General features: G+C 69.3%; 13 protein-coding genes. 6 read left to right on the forward strand and 7 right to left on the reverse strand.

Features of this window, described 5'->3' with window-relative positions; translation table 11 throughout:
* Positions 1-95 precede the first annotated feature (95 nt).
* The 7 genes from J7I97_RS15710 to J7I97_RS15740 all read right to left on the reverse strand — a co-directional run bounded on the left by J7I97_RS15710 (position 96) and on the right by J7I97_RS15740 (position 11,041).
* Positions 96-1,148, reverse strand: a complete 1,053-nt coding sequence (locus J7I97_RS15710; protein WP_214935266.1) for an ABC transporter ATP-binding protein — start codon at positions 1,146-1,148, stop codon at positions 96-98.
* Positions 1,141-2,196: an ABC transporter ATP-binding protein gene (locus J7I97_RS15715; protein ID WP_214935268.1), complete on the reverse strand. Its 1,056-nt coding sequence runs from the start codon at positions 2,194-2,196 to the stop codon at positions 1,141-1,143. Before J7I97_RS15715 ends, J7I97_RS15710 begins: the two co-directional genes overlap by 8 nt.
* A gap of 13 nt (positions 2,197-2,209) precedes the next feature.
* Positions 2,210-3,166, reverse strand: a complete 957-nt coding sequence (locus tag J7I97_RS15720; RefSeq protein ID WP_214935270.1) for an ABC transporter permease — start codon at positions 3,164-3,166, stop codon at positions 2,210-2,212.
* Positions 3,159-4,103 carry an ABC transporter permease gene (locus J7I97_RS15725; RefSeq protein WP_214935272.1) on the reverse strand — a complete coding sequence of 315 codons (945 nt, stop codon included), beginning with the start codon at positions 4,101-4,103 and terminating at the stop codon, positions 3,159-3,161. Before J7I97_RS15725 ends, J7I97_RS15720 begins: the two co-directional genes overlap by 8 nt.
* Before the next feature lie 93 nt (positions 4,104-4,196).
* Positions 4,197-5,822 carry an ABC transporter substrate-binding protein gene (locus J7I97_RS15730; RefSeq protein WP_214935274.1) on the reverse strand — a complete coding sequence of 542 codons (1,626 nt, stop codon included), beginning with the start codon at positions 5,820-5,822 and terminating at the stop codon, positions 4,197-4,199.
* Between the two features lie 441 nt (positions 5,823-6,263).
* Positions 6,264-8,168 (reverse strand): translational GTPase TypA, encoded by a 1,905-nt coding sequence (gene typA / locus J7I97_RS15735; protein ID WP_214935276.1) that lies wholly within the window; start codon positions 8,166-8,168, stop codon positions 6,264-6,266.
* Between the two features lie 329 nt (positions 8,169-8,497).
* Positions 8,498-11,041 (reverse strand): ABC transporter family substrate-binding protein, encoded by a 2,544-nt coding sequence (locus tag J7I97_RS15740; protein ID WP_214935278.1) that lies wholly within the window; start codon positions 11,039-11,041, stop codon positions 8,498-8,500.
* Positions 11,042-11,417: 376 nt separating this feature from the next.
* Between J7I97_RS15740 and J7I97_RS15745 the strand changes: the two genes are divergently transcribed.
* The 6 genes from J7I97_RS15745 to J7I97_RS15765 all read left to right on the forward strand — a co-directional run.
* The gene (locus tag J7I97_RS15745; RefSeq protein ID WP_214935280.1) at positions 11,418-11,639 is read left to right on the forward strand and encodes a hypothetical protein; all 222 of its coding nucleotides are present in this window, start codon (positions 11,418-11,420) and stop codon (positions 11,637-11,639) included.
* A gap of 117 nt (positions 11,640-11,756) precedes the next feature.
* Positions 11,757-12,581 carry a hypothetical protein gene (locus J7I97_RS15750; RefSeq protein WP_214935281.1) on the forward strand — a complete coding sequence of 275 codons (825 nt, stop codon included), beginning with the start codon at positions 11,757-11,759 and terminating at the stop codon, positions 12,579-12,581.
* 1 nt (position 12,582) lies between these two features.
* Positions 12,583-14,499 carry a fumarate reductase/succinate dehydrogenase flavoprotein subunit gene (locus tag J7I97_RS15755; protein WP_214935283.1) on the forward strand — a complete coding sequence of 639 codons (1,917 nt, stop codon included), beginning with the start codon at positions 12,583-12,585 and terminating at the stop codon, positions 14,497-14,499.
* Positions 14,496-15,272 carry a succinate dehydrogenase/fumarate reductase iron-sulfur subunit gene (locus J7I97_RS15760; protein WP_214935285.1) on the forward strand — a complete coding sequence of 259 codons (777 nt, stop codon included), beginning with the start codon at positions 14,496-14,498 and terminating at the stop codon, positions 15,270-15,272. The genes J7I97_RS15755 and J7I97_RS15760 overlap by 4 nt, the downstream gene beginning before the upstream one ends.
* A gap of 201 nt (positions 15,273-15,473) precedes the next feature.
* Entirely contained in the window at positions 15,474-15,602 is a 129-nt protein-coding gene (locus J7I97_RS39590; protein WP_285441020.1) for a hypothetical protein, read from the forward strand.
* Between the two features lie 91 nt (positions 15,603-15,693).
* Positions 15,694-17,710: YgcG family protein (locus J7I97_RS15765; protein ID WP_214935303.1), on the forward strand; the 2,017-nt coding region annotated here is incomplete at its 3' end.

The raw sequence follows: 17,710 nt of genomic DNA on the forward strand, positions 1-17,710 counted from the left end.
TTTCGGGGCACGGCATACGTCAGGGCGCCCGGGCCGGAGGAATCCGGTCCCGGGCGCCCTGGACGACGTACGGCGGTGCCGCGGCAGAGAGGGGGTCAGACGGCCAGGATGGCCTTCTCCTCCGCGAAGTGGCATGCCGACTCGTGTGCGGCGAGGGTGTTCAGACCCTGGAAGCGCGTCGGGATCGCCAGCAGCGGCTCCTCCGTGGCGCACTTCTCCTCGGCCTTCCAGCAGCGGGTGCGGAAGCGGCAGCCCGAGGGCGGGTTGGCCGGGGACGGGACGTCGCCGGTGAGGATGATCCGCTCTCGGTGGACGCGGGCCTCCGGGTCGGGGACCGGGACGGCCGACAGCAGCGCCTGGGTGTAGGGGTGCGTCGGGTGGTCGTAGATCTGCCCGTCGGTCCCGATCTCGGCCATCTTGCCGAGGTACATGACGCCCACGCGGTCCGAGATGTGCCGGACGATCGAGAGGTCGTGCGCGATGAAGACGTAGGAGAGGTTGAACTCGTCCTGGAGCTTCTCCATCAGGTTGATGACCTGGGCCTGCACCGACACGTCGAGCGCGGAGACCGGCTCGTCGCAGATGATGATCTCCGGGTTGAGCGCGAGGCCGCGGGCGATGCCGATGCGCTGGCGCTGGCCGCCGGAGAACTGGTGCGGGTACCGGTTGATGTACTCCGGGTTCAGGCCGACCACGTCCAGGAGTTCCTGGACCTTGCGCCGGCGGTCGCCCTTGGGAGCCACCTCGGGGTGGATCTCGTAGGGCTCCCCGATGATGTCGCCGACCGTCATGCGCGGGTTCAGCGAGGTGTACGGGTCCTGGAACACCATCTGGATGTTGCGGCGGACGGCCTTGAGGGCCTTGCCGGACAGCTTGGTGATGTCCTGGCCCTTGTAGAAGACCTCGCCGGCGGTGGCCTTCTCCAGGCTCATCAGCAGCTTGGCGACGGTGGACTTGCCACAGCCGGACTCGCCGACGATGCCGAGGGTCTCGCCCCGGTAGAGGTCGAAGGAGACCCCGTCGACCGCCTTGACCGCGCCGACCTGCTTCTTGAACAGGATGCCCTGGGTCAGCGGGAAGTGCTTGACCAGGTTGCGGACCTGGAGGATCGGCTCGCGCTCGGTGGCGTTCTTGGTGAGCTCAGCCATGGATCTGCTCCTTCCAGAAGTGGCACGCGCTGGTACGGCCGACCAGGTCGGTGCCGTCCTGCTCGGTCACCGGGTGCAGCACCGGCACGTCGGTGCGGCAGATGTCCTGCGCCTTGGGGCAGCGCGGGTTGAAGGCGCAGCCCGAGGGGATGTTCAGCAGGTTGGGCGGCAGGCCCTTGATCGCGTAGAGCTCCTGGCCCTTCTGGTCCAGACGCGGGATCGAGTCCAGCAGGCCGCGGGTGTACGGGTGCGCGGGGCGGCTGTAGATCTCGTGGACCGGGGCGTTCTCCACGATCCGGCCGCCGTACATGACGGCGATCTTGTCCGCGACGTCGGCGACGACGCCGAGGTCGTGGGTGATCAGGATCAGGCCCATGTTCATCTCGCGCTGGAGCTCCGCGAGCAGGTCCATGACCTGGGCCTGGACCGTCACGTCGAGAGCCGTGGTCGGCTCGTCGGCGATGATCAGCTCGGGCTCCAGGGCCATCGCCATGGCGATCATGATGCGCTGGCGCATACCGCCGGAGAACTGGTGCGGGTAGTCCCCCACGCGCGCCTTGGCGGCGGGGATCTTCACGCGGTCCATGAGCTCGATGGCCTTGGCCGTGGCGTCCTTCTTGGACATCCCGCGGTGCACGCGGAACATCTCGCCCAGCTGGGCGCCGACGGTGTGCACCGGGTTCAGCGAGGACAGCGCGTCCTGGAAGATCATGGCGATCTTCTGGCCGCGGACCTTGCGGAACTCCTCGGCCGGGAGCTTCAGCAGGTCGGTGCCCTGGAACAGGATCTCGCCGTGCGGGATCTTGCCCGGGGGCATGTCCAGGATGCCCATGATGGCCTGCGCCGTCACGGACTTGCCCGAGCCGGACTCGCCGAGCACGGCGAGGGTCTCGCCGGAGTTCACGGAGTACGAGACACCGTTGACTGCCTTGGCGACACCGTCGCGGGTGTGGAACTCGACGTGCAGGTCGCGCACTTCGAGGAGCGGGGTCCCCTCCGGCGCCGAACGGGGCGCGGGGACATTCGAGGTCTTGTCGATGATGGTCAACGTACGCCCTTCCTCAGCGCAGCTTCGGGTCGAGGGCGTCGCGCACCGCGTCGCCGACCATGATGAACGCGAGCACGGTGATGCTCAGCGCGGCGGCCGGGAAGAGGAGCACGTGAGGTGCCTGGAGCCAGCGGACGGAAGCGTCACTGACCATCAGGCCCCAGGAGATCTCCGGGGGCTGGACACCGATGCCGAGGTAGGACAGCGCCGCCTCCGCTCCGATGTACACACCGAGGCTGATCGCGCCGACGACGATCACCGGTGCGATGGCATTCGGGAGGATGTGCCGCAGCGTGATGCGCAGGCTTCCCGCGCCGAGCGCGCGGGCGGCGACCACGTAGTCGTTGTTCTTGTTCTGCAGCACCGAGGACCGCATGATGCGGAAGATCTGCGGCCAACCGAGGGTCGCGAGCACGATCGAGACGGTCCAGGCGTTGCCCTTGCCCAGGCCGGACATGATCAGCATGCCGCCGAGGAGCAGCGGGATGGCGAAGAAGATCTCGGTGAAACGCGACAGGATGCTGTCGACGAATCCGCCGACCCAGCCGGCCACCAGGCCGAGAACGACACCGACGACGACAACCAGCGTCGTGGTCACGATTCCGACGGTCACGGAGTTGCGGGTGGCCCACACCGTGCGGGTGTAAATGTCGCAGCCCTGGATGTCGTAGCCGAACCAGTGACCGCTGCTCGGACGCTTCAGGGAATCCTGGAGGATGCAGGCGTCGGACGCGAACGGGCTGCCGTCGGTGAACCACTGGGGTACTGCGGAGAGCACCAGCAGGAATACGACAAGGAAGGCACCGACCAGGAACACCGGGTTGCGGCGCAGGTCGCTCAGAGCATCCGACCAGAGGCTGGCCACACGCTCCTTCTTCTTGTCGTCCTTGGCGACGGGCGCGCCGGTCTGGGGTTCGCTGGAGGTCCGAACGTCGGTCATCTCGTCCCCCACCGTATTTGTGTCACGCATACCGGATCCTCGGGTCGAGCACTGCGTACAGAAGGTCCACAACGAGGTTTGCCACCACGTAGACGAGGACGAGGAGGGTCACCACTCCCACCAGGACCGTGCCCTGCTGCAGGTGAATGGACTGGGCGATCAAGCCGCCGATGCCGTGGATGTTGAAGATTCTCTCGGTGATGACCGCTCCGCCCATCAGGGAGCCGAGGTCCGAGCCGAGGAAGGTGACGATCGGGATCAGGGCGTTGCGCAGCGCGTGGTTCACGACGACGCGTCGACGAGGCAGGCCCTTGGCCGTCGCGGTGCGGACGTAGTCCGAACGCATCGTCTCCATGAGGCTGGTACGGGTCAGTCGGGCCACGTACGCCAGCGAGGTGGAGGCGAGCACGAACGCCGGGAGGAGGTACGCGCGCAGGCCGTCCGCCTCGTTGAAGGAGACGGGGAAGAAATCGATTCCCCAGCTGTTCTTCAGCTCGACGCCGAGAGTGAGCTGAAGGATGAAGCCGGTGACGAACACCGGGATCGAGATGACCATCAGCGTGGAGAGCAGGACCAGCTGGTCGAGGAACTTGCCTCGGCGCAGCGCGGCCATGATGCCTGCGGCGACTCCGACGACCGCCTCGATGGCGAAGGCCACCAGGGCGAGGTTCAGGGTGTACGGGAACGCCTCGGTGATGAGGTCAAAGACCTTGCGGCCGTTGAAGGTCTCACCGAAGTCGCCCTGGAACACATTGGTGATGTAGTTCCAGTACTGCGCCAGGAACGGGTCGTTCAGGTGGTACTTCTCGCGCAGCATCGCTGCCACGACCGGGTCGGCCCGCTTCTCGCCGGCCAGCGCCTGGATCGGGTCACCCGGCAACCAGAAGGTCAGTACGTAAATCAGAAAAGTGGCACCGAGCAATACAGGGATCGCCTGTATGAGTCGGCGGATGAGGTAGCGGCCCATCAGACCTCCAGCGAAGAACAGGGGGAAGGGGCGGGGAGACGGAAACCTGATTCCGCCTGCCCGCCCCCGAGATCCCCTTGGTGAAGAGGGGTGTTAGTTGAGCTCGACGTTCGCCAGGTCCATGCGGCCCTGGGCGTCAACCTCGACGTTCTTCACCGACTTGGAGTAGGCCGAAGAAGACATGTACGTGAAGACCGGGATGTACGGCAGGTCCTTGATGACGATGTCATCGGCGGCCTGGTACAGCTTCAGACCCTCAGCCGGGTCCGTCGCCTGGTCGGCCTTCGCGAGGGTGGTCTCGAAGTCCTCGTTCACGTAGTGACCGTAGTTGGAGCCGTTCTCGATCGCGACCTTCGAGAAGATCGGACGGAGGTAGTTCTCCGCCGCCGGGTAGTCCATGGACCACGCCATGCGGAAGCCGCCCTTGTACTTCGCGGCGCCCAGGTCGTCCAGCATGTCGCCGAACTTGGCGAACGGCTTGGCGGTGACCTCGAGGCCGAGGTTCGCCTTCAGCTGGTTGGCGACGGCCTCGATCCACTCCTTGTGGCCGCCGTCGGCGTTGTAGCCGAGCTCCAGCTTGTTGCCGGGGATACCGCCGGCCTGCTGGTAGAGCTCCTTGGCCTTGGCCGGGTTGTAGGTACCGACCTCGCCCAGCGCGCCCTTGCGGTAACCCGGAACGATCGGGCTGATGAAGTCGTCAGCCGGCTTGCGGGTGCCGTTGAAGATGGTCTTCGTGATGGCGTCCCGGTCGATGGCCATCGAGATGGCCTTGCGGATCTCGACCTTGCCGAAGGACTCCGGGTTGGTGGACAGCGGCAGGCCGATGTAGCCGACGCCGGACTCCGGCTTGTAGATGTAGCGGTCGCCGAACTCCTGGGAGACGGTGGCCATCGCCGAGATCGGGAGCTTGTCGACGATCTGGATGGTGTCGGCGCGCAGGTCGTTGTACGCCGTGTCCAGGTTGTCGTAGATCTTGAAGGTGACGCCGTCAAGCTTCGCGCGGCCCTCAGCCGGGTACTTGTCGTACTTCTTGATCTTGATCTGCTTGTTGTGCTCCCAGGCGCCGTCCATCTGGAACGGGCCGTTGCCGATCGGGGCCTCGCCGAACTTCTTCGGGTCGGCTTCGAAGGCCTTGGGCAGCGGGTAGAAGACGTTGTAACCCAGCATGGTCTTGAACTGGGAGAACGGGTCCGTCAGCGTGACCGTGAAGGTCTTCTCGTCGACGACCTTCAGGCCCTTGAGCTCGGTGGCCGTGGGCTTCTTGTCCTTGCCGGGCGCCAGGTCGGCCGAGCCCTCGATCTTCGAGAAGAACGGCATGCCCTCAGCGGCGTTGTCCTGGTTGGCACCCCAGTTCCAGGCGCGGACGAACGACTGCGCGTCGACCTTCTCGCCGTTGTGGAAGGTGTAGCCATCCTTGATCTTGATGGTCCACGTCTTCGAGTCCGTGGTCTCGATGGACTCGGCGACCGCGAGCTTCGGCTCGTTGGTCTTCTTGTCGTACTCGACCAGACCGGTGAAGAGCGCGTGGAGAACCTCGTTGCCCTCGGACTCGGCGGTGTTCTGACCCACCAGGCCGTGCTGGGGCTCGCCGAGCACCACGGTGATGTTGCCGCCGGACTTGCCGCCGGCGTTCGAGTCCTTGCTGGTGCTGCAGGCCGTGGCGGCCAGCGCCACGACAATGGCACCAGCGACCCACTTGGCGCTCGTTGCTCCGCGCATGGGTAATTGCCTCCTCAGGAGTCACTGTCGATATGTGAAGGACCCGGCCTCCGCTGACACCCCTGACAGCGAAATCCGGTCCCATCGGTGTGTGCTCGTGAGTCGACGCTCCCCACAGCGTGTGACCCATTGACCCGAGCTCAATGGAGCCATCCTCAGGGACGCCCAGACCGTAAACCACACTTAAGTGGTCTCGTTTTCACAACATCACCGCATGGCGAAAACCCGAAATCCGGACAAACGGATAGGAGACAGACACGTGCGAAACGGACGGTTAGCTCACCATCCGGAGTGTCACGGTCGGTATGCGGACGCGAGAACGAAACAATCCGCTTGACAAAAGCGAACAGCCCCTCCTGCCACAGAGCACATGGCGGGAGGGGCTGTCGGTTCAGCCGCAGGTCGGGCGGTACTCAAGCGAGGCCTGAGGTGCCCGGGGTGCTACTTGCCGGACTTGGCGCGCGACGCGGTGCGCGAGCGGTCCTTCTGGTCCAGGACGACCTTGCGGATGCGGACGGCCTCCGGGGTCACCTCGACGCACTCGTCGTCGCGGCAGAACTCCAGGGACTGCTCCAGGGAGAGCTTGCGGGGCGGCACCACGTTCTCGGTGTTGTCCGCGGAAGCCGCACGCATGTTGGTGAGCTTCTTCTCCTTAGTGATGTTCACGTCCATGTCGTCGGAGCGCGAGTTCTCGCCGACGATCATGCCCTCGTACACCTCGGTGCCGGGCTCGGTGAACAGGACACCGCGCTCCTGGAGGTTGATCATCGCGAACGGCGTGACCGAACCGGAGCGGTCGGCGACCAGCGAACCGTTGTTACGGGTCACCAGCGGGCCGAACCACGGCTCGTGGCCCTCGTGGATCGAGTGGGCGATACCGGTACCGCGCGTGCCCGTGAGGAACTCCGTACGGAAGCCGATGAGGCCGCGGGACGGGACGACGAACTCCATGCGGACCCAGCCGGAGCCGTGGTTCGACATGTTGTCCATGCGGCCCTTGCGGACGCCCATGAGCTGCGTGACCGCGCCCATGTGCTCCTCGGGGACGTCGATGGTCATGCGCTCGACCGGCTCGTGCACCTTGCCGTCGACTTCCTGCGTGACCACCTGCGGCTTGCCGATGGTCAGCTCGAAGCCCTCGCGGCGCATCTGCTCAACCAGGATGGCGAGCGCGAGCTCACCGCGGCCCTGGACCTCCCAGGCGTCCGGGCGCTCGGTGTCGAGCACGCGGAGCGAGACGTTGCCGACCAGCTCGCGGTCCAGACGGTCCTTCACCTGGCGCGCGGTGACCTTGCGGTCCTTGACCGCGGCCTTGGCGTCCGCGCCCTTGCCGCTGCCGCCGCGGCCGACCATCGGGGAGGTGTTCGTACCGATGGTCATGGAGATCGCCGGCTCGTCCACCGAGATCAGCGGAAGCGCGATCGGGTTCTCCGGGTCGGCCAGGGTCTCACCGATCATGATGTCGGGGAAACCGGCGACCGCGCAGATGTCACCCGGGCCCGCCACCTCGGCCGGCTTGCGGGTGAGCGCCTCGGTCATCATCAGCTCGGTGATGCGGACGTTGGAGATCGTGCCGTCACGCTTGATCCACGCGACCGTCTGGCCCTTGCGCAGCTCGCCCTGCTCGACGCGGACCAGGGCGATACGGCCGAGGAAGTTGTCAGCGTCCAGGTTGGTGACGTGGGCCTGGAGGGGCGCCTCGTCGTCGTACACCGGGGCGGGGACGTGGGCCAGGATGGTGGAGAAGAAGGGCTCCAGGCTGTCGCTGTCCGCGGGGACGGTGCCGTCCTCGGGCTTGGTCAGCGAGGCCACGCCGTCACGGCCGCAGGCGTAGACGATCGGGAACTCGATCTGGTCCTCGTCGGCGTCCAGGTCCAGGAAGAGGTCGTACGTCTCGTTGACGACCTCGTCGATCCGGGAGTCCGGGCGGTCGGTCTTGTTGATGCAGAGGATGACCGGCATCTTCGCCTGCAGGGCCTTGCGCAGGACGAAGCGGGTCTGGGGCAGCGGACCCTCGGAAGCGTCCACCAGCAGAACGACGGCGTCCACCATCGACAGACCGCGCTCGACCTCACCACCGAAGTCGGCGTGGCCGGGGGTGTCGATGATGTTGATCGTGATCGGGGCCGACCCGTCCTTGGGGTGGTACTTCACCGCCGTGTTCTTGGCGAGGATCGTGATGCCCTTCTCACGCTCCAGGTCGTTCGAGTCCATCATGCGGTCGTCGAGGTGCTGGTGGGCGGCGAAGGCACCGGCCTGCTTGAGCATGGCATCGACGATGGTCGTCTTGCCATGGTCGACGTGGGCGACGATGGCGACGTTACGGATGTCGTGGCGCGTGGGCACTTCGGCGCTTCTCCCGGGATCGTGGATGGCGTCGCGTACGGTCCGGCACGCGCGCCTCGACCGGGCGGAAAACCTGCCACGGCCTTACCCCATGGTACGTCGCGTGGCGGGAACCGCCTCCCGGGGGGCTGTCAAGAGGCCGGAAGACTGAGGAAGGCCGGGTGTGGGGTGGGGGTTCCCGGCCATCGGAAGTACAGGGGCTGAGCGGGTATACACGCGGGTCAACGGGTATCCACGACCTTGCCCGCCGGGGTGTCCGGCGGGCAAGGGACTTGAGTCACATCTGAGCTTGTGACCCGTGGGTCAACCTGACTGGCACCCCTTTGTCACTACTTCTTCTTCTCGTCGCCGCCCTTGTCCTTGGCGGTCGGGGCCTTCTTCCAGCCGATGTCCTGGAAGCGGGGGGTACCGAGGCCGAAGGCGCCGGCGTTGGCCAGGCTCGGCTTGGCCGCCACCAGCTCGGGGCGCTGGTAGAGCGGGATGGAGCCGGCGGCGGCCCAGATCCGGGCGTCCGCCTTGCGCATCAGCTCGCGGGACTGTTCCTCGTCCAGCTCGCCGAGCGCCTGGTCGAAGAGCTGGTCGATGTGGTCGGTGCCGACCCGCGTGTAGTTCTGCTCGACGAGGAGCGAGCCGTCGGCGGCCGGCTCCGGCTTGGCGAAGATCGGCCGGGCGTCGGTGGCGGGGTAGGCGGTCGCGGGCCAGGAGTAGAGGGCCAGGTCGTACTGGCCCGAGGCGATGTGGTCCTTGAAGAAGCTCTCGTCGGCCACCTTGGTCAGCTCGGTGTCGACGCCGACCTTCTGGAGCATCTGGGAGATCCGCTCGCCCACGGTGCGCAGGGATTCCGATCCGGGGCCCGCCGGGAGGACGAAGCGCAGGGTCAGCGCCTTGCCGTCCTTGGCCAGCATGGAGCCGGAGGTACGGACGGGCTGCTTGCCCGGGGCGGCCGGGGCAGGGGCCTGGGAGGCCTGCGGGGCCTGCGGGGCCTTGGCGGGGTCGGCCGCGTCGCCGTCGCGGGCCGGGTTGCGCTTGCCGTCGTCCCCGGCGGCGGCCTCCACGGCCGCGGCCTGGGCCAGCAGCGAGGCCTCCTCCTGGGCGACGAGGGGAGCCGGGGCGAGCACCGGGGAGGGCCGGGTGCCCTGGGCGAACTGGTCGGCGTCGACGATCTCCCCGTCCGGGCCGGACTGGGCGTATGGGGCGTACGGGGCGCCCTCCTGGATGGGCTGGTCCATGGGGAAGACGCCGGAGCGGCCCGCCATGCCCTTCATGCCCTGCAAGCCGTTCATGCCCTGCATGCCCTGCATGCCGATCACGCCCTCGTGGCCGCCGAACGCTCCGGGCCTCCCGGCCGCGGCGGGCTTGGCGTCGTCGCCGTTGCGCTCGTCGTCCTGGCCCACGATGTAGAGGCCGTCGTTCCCGGTGCCCGGCCCGGCCGGGGTCTTCCCGTCGTCCTGCTTATCGGTCTCGGAGCTCTCGGGGCCCGCCTTGGCCCCCGACGGTTCGGTGAGCTTGCCGCCCCGGCGCCAGCCCGCGTCCGCGAGCAGGGCCTGGGCCGCCTGGGTGTCCTGGCCGCCGAGGGCGTCGCTGTTGTCGGCGTACGCGGGCTGCCCGGCCAGCGCCAGGTGGCTGCCGACCGGCTTCGCGGGCAGGCCCAGGGGCTTCAGCACGATCTCGGCCAGCGCCTTGCGGTCCAGGGCGCGGGCCACCGCCCGCCGGACCCGCTCGTCGGCCAGCGGGCCGGAGGCTCCGTTCATGGCGAGCTGGGTGTAGGCCGGCTCCAGGGACTTGCGGACCGTGAAATTGCGCAGGGCCGCCTGCTCGTCGGCGTACCGCTTCGCCGCCGCGGCGTTCTTCTCGCGGGCCTCCTGCTCGGCCTTGGCCTTGCTCTCGTCCGCGCCGTAGGCGATCGCCCAGGACAGCGTGGCCTGCGCGGCCGTCATCGAGGCGCCGGGACCATGGGCCGGGGCCCCGCCGGCCCCCTTGCCGCCCGGCCCCTTGCCGGCTGCGGCGTCCCGGTGGGCCAGGGCGATCCGGTCGGCGCCCACGCGGTCGATCTCGGCCAGGTCGAGCTTGCCGGCGGCCAGCGCGGCCGGGCGTTCGGCCCGCGGCACGGCGGTCAGTACCAGCGTGTCCAGCTTGGCCGGCCGTCCCCACCAGCGCGGGTTGCGGGTCAGCGCCGCGGTACCGGTCTTCTTATCGATGGCCCCGAGCCCGAAGGGTCCCGCGGTGACCTTGAGCGTGCCGCGCGCCCCCTCGTTGAAGGCGTCCGGGGTGCCCGTGACCTGCTTGGGGTACAGGGGGGTGAAGAGGGAGCGCCAGTCGGTGTACGGCTTGGCGAAGGTGACCTTGACCTCCAAGTCGGTCTTGCCCCGCTCGATCTTCTCGACCCGGTCGTAGCCGGCGTTGCGGGCCGTCCAGTACGCCGAGTCTTTGCCGTTCAGGGCCCGCCACTGCGCGACGAAGTCGGCGGCGCCGATCTCGCGGCCGTCGCTCCACACCGCCTGCTGGTTCAGCTTGTAGACGACGACCTGCTTGGGCTCCCGCTCAACGACCTCCGCCTTCTCCAGGTAGTCGGGATTGGCCACCGGCCGCCCCTTGCCGTCCAGGACGAACAGTTGCGGCAGCACGGCCCCGGCGATCCGGGCCGTGGTGGCGTCCGCGTCGGCCTGGAAGGTGTTGAGGGTCTCCGGGAGGGCGTCCACGGCCCAGCGCACCACGCCGCCGTCGGCCACCTTCTCGCGGGCGGTCGTCGCGATGTCCTGGCCGGCGGCGACGGGGCCGCCCTCCTCGTCACCCGCGCCGCAGCCCGTGAGGAGCGGCAGTGCGAGGACTCCCGAGGTCAGGAGCGCCAAGGACCTGCGCCTTCTCTGGGACATGGGTGGTACCTCCGGGGCGGGGCGTGGGGGAACGTGAGCTCGGCCGGTCACAAGACCGAGGGCCTTGATCACGTTTGGCGGTATATGGAGCTGATCACACTGGGTGCCGAAAACCACTGAAATCCACAGCCCGCCGCGCCCCCCGCAGGGGACCCTCGCCACGCCGCGAAGCCCACCCGTGCGGACCAATCCGGCTTGCGGTATGAGCGAGCGTTCCCCCTCAAGAGGGATCAAAATGGGGGCAGGGAGGGGCGCACAGTTCGCGCCTGCGCGCCCGCAATCGCTGCACGTCCCTTCACAACCGGGGACGGGAAGCGCGACACTCGCAGGCGCACATGAGCGTTGCCACCGCACCCTGCGGAAGTGAGGGCAAGTCATGTCCCTGCAAGATGATTTGACCGCCGTACGACGCAACCTGAACGAGCTGGTCCGCTCCGTGGAGCAGCTGGAGAAGGATGTCGCCCGGCAGGCCCCGGCCGCGCCGAAGCCTCCGGGCCCGGCGGGGATGGTCACCGTCCCGGACACTCCGTACGACAGTTCGCTGTGGACGGACTCCGACGACGAGGGGCTCGGCGCGCGCGATCGCCGCGCACCCTGACGGCGTCCGCCGGACAACCCCCAGACAAGCCCCTGACAACCCGCACCACCCATCTGGCCCAGCCGTCCGCGGCTGGGCCTCCTGGGTCACCCCTCATCACTCCACCCGGAGTCCCCTTTGGCCACAGGCACGGAACCACCCCAACAGCGGCCGTCCGGCGTCCACGGCGCCTCCCGCGCCGCGATCGCGGCCCGGCACCTGCGGACCGACCGGTGGTGGCTCGCCCCCGCCGGCACCGCGGCCGGGCTGCTCGCCTTCGTCGTCTACTCGACCTGGCGGGCCTTCGCGAACGCCGACTACTACGCGGCCCCGTACGTCTCCCCGTTCTACTCCCCGTGCCTCGCGGAGAACTGTGAGGAGATGCGCGGCGGCCCGAACCTGGACCTCTTCGGCAGCTGGTGGGGCCTCTCCCCCGCCCTGCTGATCCTGGTCTTCCCACTCGGCTTCCGGCTGACCTGCTACTACTACCGCAAGGCGTACTACCGGGGCTTCTGGGCCTCGCCGCCCGCCTGCGCCGTCGCCGAGCCGCACGCCACGTACACCGGCGAGACCCGCTTCCCGCTGATCTTCCAGAACGTGCACCGGTACTTCTTCTACGCCGCGGTGCCGGTCGCGGGCATCCTCACGTACGACACCGTGCTGACCTTCCGCAACGACCAGTACGAGTGGGGCCACATGGGCCTCGGGACGCTCCTGTTCGTCGTCAACATCGTGCTGATCTGGGCCTACACGGTGTCCTGCCACTCCTGCCGGCACATCATGGGCGGCCGCCTGAAGCACTTCTCCAAGCACCCGGTGCGCTACCGGCTGTGGGGCTGGGTGAGCAGTCTCAACGCCCGCCACATGCAGCTGGCGTGGGCCTCCCTGGTCAGCGTGGCCCTGTGCGACTTCTACGTGTACCTGCTGGCCAGCGGCGCCTTCACCGACCCGAGGATCTTCTGAGATGGCTCAAGTGGAACGGCAGCAGTGGGACGTGGTGGTGGTCGGCGCGGGCGGCGCCGGACTGCGGGCCGCGATCGAGGCCCGGGAGCGGGGCGCCCGTACCGCGGTGATCTGCAAGTCCCTGTTCGGCAAGGCCCACACGGTGATGGCGGAGGGCGGGATCGCCGCCTCCATGGGCAACGTCAACGAGGGCGACAACTGGCAGGTGCACTTCCGCGACACCATGCGCGGCGGCAAGTTCCTGAACCAGTGGCGGATGGCGGAACTGCACGCGAAGGAGGCCCCGGACCGGGTCTGGGAGCTGGAGACCTGGGGCGCCCTCTTCGACCGCACGCCCGACGGGAAGATCTCGCAGCGCAACTTCGGCGGGCACGAGTACCCGCGGCTCGCGCACGTGGGCGACCGGACGGGCCTGGAGCTGATCCGCACCCTCCAGCAGAAGATCGTCGCCCTCCAGCAGGAGGACTTCAAGGAGTACGGGGACTACGAGGCCCGGCTCAAGGTCTTCCAGGAGTGCACGGTCACCAGGGTTTTGAAGGATCGCAGCCCGAAGGACGGGGAGCGAGTCTCCGGCGCCTTCTGCTACGAGCGCGAGTCCGGCCGCTTCTTCGTCCTGGAGGCCCCCGCGGTCGTCCTCGCCACGGGCGGGATCGGCAAGTCCTTCAAGACCACCTCGAACTCCTGGGAGTACACCGGTGACGGCCACGCGCTGGCCCTGCTCGCCGGGGCGCCGCTGCTGAACATGGAATTCGTGCAGTTCCACCCGACGGGCATGGTCTGGCCGCCGTCGGTGAAGGGCATCCTCGTCACCGAGTCGGTGCGCGGCGACGGCGGGGTGCTGCGCAACAGCGAGGGCAAGCGGTTCATGTTCGACTACATCCCGGACGTCTTCAAGGAGAAGTACGCCCAGTCGGAGGAGGAGGGCGACCGCTGGTACGAGGACCCGGACCACAACCGGCGTCCGCCCGAGCTGCTGCCGCGCGACGAGGTGGCCCGGGCCATCAACTCCGAGGTGAAGGCGGGCCGGGGCTCCCCGCACGGCGGGGTCTTCCTGGACGTGTCGACCCGGATGCCGGCCGAGAAGATCAAGCGGCGGCTCCCGTCGATGTACCACCAGTTCAAGGAGCTGGCGGACGTGGACATCACGGCGGAGCCGATGGAGGTCGGCCCGACCTGCCACTACGTGATGGGCGGGATCGCGGTCGACTCCGACACCGCCGCCACGGTCGGCGTCCCGGGGCTCTTCGCGGCCGGTGAGGTCGCCGGCGGGATGCACGGCTCGAACCGGCTCGGCGGGAACTCCCTCTCCGACCTGCTGGTCTTCGGGCGGCGGGCCGGTCTGCACGCGGCCGAGTACGCCGCCTCCCCCGCCGGGCGCCCGGCCGTCTCCCAGGCGGAGATCGACGCGGCGGCCGCGGAGGCGCTGGCCCCCTTCCACGCCGACGATGGCGCGGAGAACCCGTACACGCTCCACCAGGAGCTCCAGACGACCATGAACGACCTCGTCGGCATCATCCGCCGCGAGGGCGAGATGGCTGAGGCGCTGGAGAAGCTCGCCACGCTGCGCCTACGGGCCTCCCGTGCCGGTGTCGAGGGGCACCGGCAGTTCAACCCGGGCTGGCACCTCGCGCTGGACCTTCGGAACATGCTGCTGGTCAGCGAGTGCGTGGCCCGCGCGGCCCTGGAGCGAACCGAGAGCCGGGGCGGGCACACCCGCGAGGACTGCCCGGCGATGGAGCGGAGCTGGCGCCCGGTGAACCTGCTGTGCCGGCCGGTGGACCCGGCTCCGGCCGACCCGGCGGCCGACCGGATCGAGCTCACCAGGGTCCGCACCGATCCCATCCGCCCCGACCTGCTCGCGCTTTTCGAGAAGGAAGAGCTGGTCAAGTACCTCGCCGAAGAGGAGCTGTACGAATGAGTACGTACGACGCGAGCTTCCGTATCTGGCGGGGCGACGCGGAGGGCGGGGAACTGCGGGACTTCACCGTCGAGGTGCACGACGGCGAGGTGATCCTGGACATCGTCCACCGGCTCCAGGCCACCCAGGCCTCGGACCTCGCGGTGCGCTGGAACTGCAAGGCGGGCAAGTGCGGCTCGTGCAGCGCCGAGGTCAACGGGCGGCCGCGGCTCATGTGCATGACCCGTATGTCGACGTTCTCGCGGGACGAGACCATCACCGTGACCCCGCTGCGCGCCTTCCCGGTCGTCCGCGACCTGGTGACGGACGTGTCCTTCAACTACCGCAAGGCCCGGGAGGTCCCGGCCTTCGTACCGCCGGAGGGGGTGGCTCCGGGCGCGTACCGGATGCAGCAGATGGACGTCGAGCGCTCGCAGGAGTTCCGCAAGTGCATCGAGTGCTTCCTGTGCCAGGACACCTGCCACGTGGTGCGTGACCACGAGGAGAACAAGAACGCCTTCGCCGGTCCGCGCTTCCTGATGCGGGTGGCCGAGCTGGACATGCACCCGCTGGACGCGGCCGCCGAGGCGGGCCTGGACCGCAAGCGCACGGCCCAGGAGGAGCACGGGCTGGGCTACTGCAACATCACCAAGTGCTGTACGGAGGTCTGCCCCGAGGGCATCAAGATCACCGACAACGCCCTGATCCCGCTCAAGGAGCGGGCGGTGGACCGCAAGTACGACCCGCTGGTCTGGCTGGGGAACAAGATCCTGCGCCGGACCGACCCACGGTAGTTCCCCCGCCCGTTCGTTCCGCGATGGACAATGCCCCCTGGGAAAACGTCATTGACGTGCTGTCAGGGGGCTTCGCGGTGGAGGTGGGGGATCAGCTGGCCGGCCGTTACCGGCTGGAGCAGCGGCTCGGGCAGGGCGGCATGGGTGAGGTGTGGCGGGCGCGGGCTGCTGGGCCGGCCGTCGCCGCCCTTCCTGGCCGGCTTGAACGTGGCGTCCGGGAAGCCGGGCTGGCAGTGGGAGAACCCCGGCATCGGCGTGGGCAACGCGGTCCTGACCGGCGACAGCATCGACCTTCCGCTGCCCGAGTTGACGGCCATCGCGCTGCCCTGAGGCAGGCGATCTCCGGGTGCGGGGGCCAGAAACGACCCATACGCTCCGAAATGTGATGCCGCCGAAGAGACGCACCACCGGCCGGGCCGGGATGGCCGTACGGTCCGGGCTCGCCCTGGCCGCAGCCCTGCTGGCGTTCGGCGGGTGGGGGGTGGCCGGGGCTCCGGCGGCCCGGGCGGAGGATCCCGTCACGCTGTCCGCACAAGGGCAGATCACCGACCGCGTCGGGGCGCTCGGCGACCGGAAGGCCGCGGTCACCACGGCGCTGGACAAGCTGTACGCCGACCGGAGGATCCAGCTCTTCGTCACCTACGTACGCGACTTCTCCGACCGCTCCCCCCAGAGCTGGGCCGACGCCACCGCGCAGAAGAACGGCCTGGGCCAGAACGACGTGCTGCTGGCCGTGGCGACCGGGGCCCGGCAGTACGCCTATTCGGCCGATGTGGACTCCGGGTTCACCGAGGAACAGCTCGCGGCCGTCGCCCGTACCGCCATCGAGCCCGCCCTGCGGGAGAACGACTGGGCCGGCGCCGCGATCGGCGCGGCCAACGGCTACGACGCCGTGCTCGGCGGGAAGCCCGTGCCCGTCCCTGCCATCACCCCCGGCGAGGCGGACCCGGGCGGCGGGGCGAGCGGGCAGAGCGGCGCCGGCGATTTCGTGCTCCCGGTGGTCGCCGTCGGCGCGGCGGGGGCGCTCGCGGTGTACTCGTACACCCGCCGCAAGCGCGCTGGCGGGGGCCCGGCCGGGGGCGGCGGTACGAGGACCACGACGGGCTGGGGCGACCAGCCGGCGACCACCACCACTCTCCCGCTGCCCGAGCTGGACGCCAAGGCGGCGGCGCTGCTGGTGGAGACCGACGACGCGATCCGCACCAGCACCGAGGAACTCGGCTTCGCCACCGCCCAGTTCGGCGAGGCCGCGGTGGGTGCCTTCACCGAGGCGGTGGCGTACGGGAGGAGCGAGCTGACGGCCGCCTTCCGGCTGCGCCAGCAGCTCGACGACGCGTACCCGGAGGACGACGCCACCCGGCGCCGGATGCTGGACGAGATCGTGGCCCGGTGCGCGGAGGCGAACCGGCGGCTCGACGCCGAGTCGGCGGACTTCGACCGGCTGCGGGACCTGGAGAAGAACGCACCACAGGCGCTGGCGACCGTAGAGGCGCATTTCCGGGCGCTGACGGGCCGTACGACGACGGCGCAGGCGACCTTGACCGCCCTCGCGCGGCGGTATTCGGACTCGGCGTCGTCCCCGGTGACCTCCAACGCCGAGCAGGCCGAGGACCGGCTGCTGTTCGCGACGACCAGCCTCGGCGAGGCGCGGGCGGCGATCGACGGAGGGGACAACGGCAAGGCGGCCGTGCACGTACGGGCCGCCGAGGGCGCGGTGGACCAGGCGGCGACCCTGGTGGACGCGGTGGAGCGGCGGGCACAGGAGCTGGCGGAGGCGGCTGGGAAGCTGCCGGGCGCCCTGGACGAGACGGAGACCGACCTCGCGGACGCGCACGGCCTCCTGACCGGCACCACGGAGGGAACCTCCACGGCGGATCTGCGGGGCCGGATCGGCCGGGCGGAGTCGGTCCTGGCCGACGTACGGCAGGAGCAGGCGGCCGGCCGGTACGACCCGATCGACGCCCTGCGCCGGGTGGAGGAGGCCGACGCGGCTCTCGACGCGGCGCTGGCGGGCGCGCGGGAACGCGAGTCGGGCCGGCAGCGCGCGGCCGCCCTGCTGGATCAGGCCCTGCTCTCGGCGCGCAGTGCGATCGGGGCGGCGACGGACTACGTCACCACCAGCCGGGGCGCGGTCGGCAGCCGGGCCCGCACCCGGCTGGCGGAGGCGCAGCGGCACCTGGAGCGGTCGGCTTCGCTGAGCGGCTCGGACCCGGCGGCGGCCCTTTCGGAGGCCCAGCAGGCGGACGGGCTGGCCCGCCAGGCGCAGCAGCTGGCCGAGCAGGACGTACGGGCGTACGGGGACCCGTACGCCGACGGCGGCCGACGCCAGAGCGGCGGCGGCGGCATGGGCGGCGCGGTGCTCGGCGGGATCATCCTCGGCGAGATCCTGGGCGGCGGGCGGGGGCGGGGCGGGGGCTTCGGCGGGGGCGGCGGCGGGG

This window comes from Streptomyces sp. ISL-87, assembly GCF_018614095.1.
GTDB lineage: Bacteria > Actinomycetota > Actinomycetes > Streptomycetales > Streptomycetaceae > Streptomyces.